3 protein-coding genes are annotated in these 900 nt (G+C 70.3%); all 3 read left to right on the top strand.

The window, feature by feature from the left end:
* The first annotated feature begins 58 nt into the window (after positions 1-58).
* The 3 genes from FV223_RS28685 (at position 59) to pufA (ending at position 866) form a co-directional block, all read left to right on the top strand.
* The gene (locus tag FV223_RS28685; RefSeq protein WP_147730004.1) at positions 59-274 is read left to right on the top strand and encodes a hypothetical protein; all 216 of its coding nucleotides are present in this window, start codon (positions 59-61) and stop codon (positions 272-274) included.
* A 164-nt stretch (positions 275-438) separates the two neighbouring features.
* Positions 439-672: a light-harvesting antenna LH1, beta subunit gene (gene pufB / locus FV223_RS28690; RefSeq protein WP_147730005.1), complete on the top strand. Its 234-nt coding sequence runs from the start codon at positions 439-441 to the stop codon at positions 670-672.
* Between the two features lie 11 nt (positions 673-683).
* On the top strand, positions 684-866 hold the full coding sequence (pufA, locus tag FV223_RS28695; protein WP_147730006.1) for a light-harvesting antenna LH1, alpha subunit: 183 nt from the start codon (positions 684-686) through the stop codon (positions 864-866).
* The last annotated feature ends 34 nt before the right edge of the window (positions 867-900 follow it).

Below are 900 nucleotides of genomic sequence, written 5' to 3' on the forward strand. Positions count from 1 at the left end.
CGCCCGCACCCCGCCGAGCCCGCGCCCTGCGCCGGCCCCAGCGCCCAGGAGGACATCCATGGCCCGATCGATCGATGCGACGTCCCGGCTCCACCAGGAGGAGGTCCAGTTCAAGGTCATCCTCGGCGCGACCTACCCGTTCTTCCTCGCCGCCGCGATCGCCCAGCGCGTGATGCCGGCGCGCGAGCCGGGCCGCCCGGCCCAGCGCCGCTCGGTCTTCGGCGAGGCCAAGGCCATGGCGGTCTCGGCCATCCCCTACGCCTTCATGGGCTGACGCCTTCGGGCCGCGCCGGATCGCGCTTCGCGCCGGCCGAGCCCTTCGAGACGCTTCCGTCCGGGCAGAACGGGTGGAAGTCCGGTCGTGGCACCCAACGCCGCCACGGCGCTCACCCCCGCGCGACCCTGCCGCGCGGTCAGCCAAACGGAGGTACTTCAACCATGGCCAATCCCGGAACGCTCGAACGACCGAGCAGCCTCTCGGGGCTGACGGAACCCGAAGCCAAGGAGTTCCACGCGATCTTCCTGACGAGCTTCATCATCTTCACCGCGATCGCCGTGGTCGCGCACATCCTGGTCTGGATGTGGCGCCCGTGGCTGCCCGGGCCGAAGGGCTACGCCATGCTCGAAGGCGGGGCCCAAGCCGTCCACGGCCTCGTCTCGATGATCTCGTAAGGGAGGACACCATGCACAAGGTCTGGCTCCTGTTCGATCCCCGCCGCACGCTGGTGGCGCTGTTCACCTTTCTCTTCGTCCTCGCGCTGCTGATCCACTTCATCCTGCTCAGCACCAGCCGGTTCAACTGGCTGGAGGGCGCCAAGGACTCGAAGGCGGCCTCCCTCCAGATCGTTGCGCCGACCCCGGCGTGACCCGGCCCCGCGGCGTGCCGGCCGGGTTCCCGCC

This window comes from Methylobacterium sp. WL116 (assembly GCF_008039455.1).
Taxonomy (GTDB): Bacteria; Pseudomonadota; Alphaproteobacteria; order Rhizobiales; family Beijerinckiaceae; genus Methylobacterium.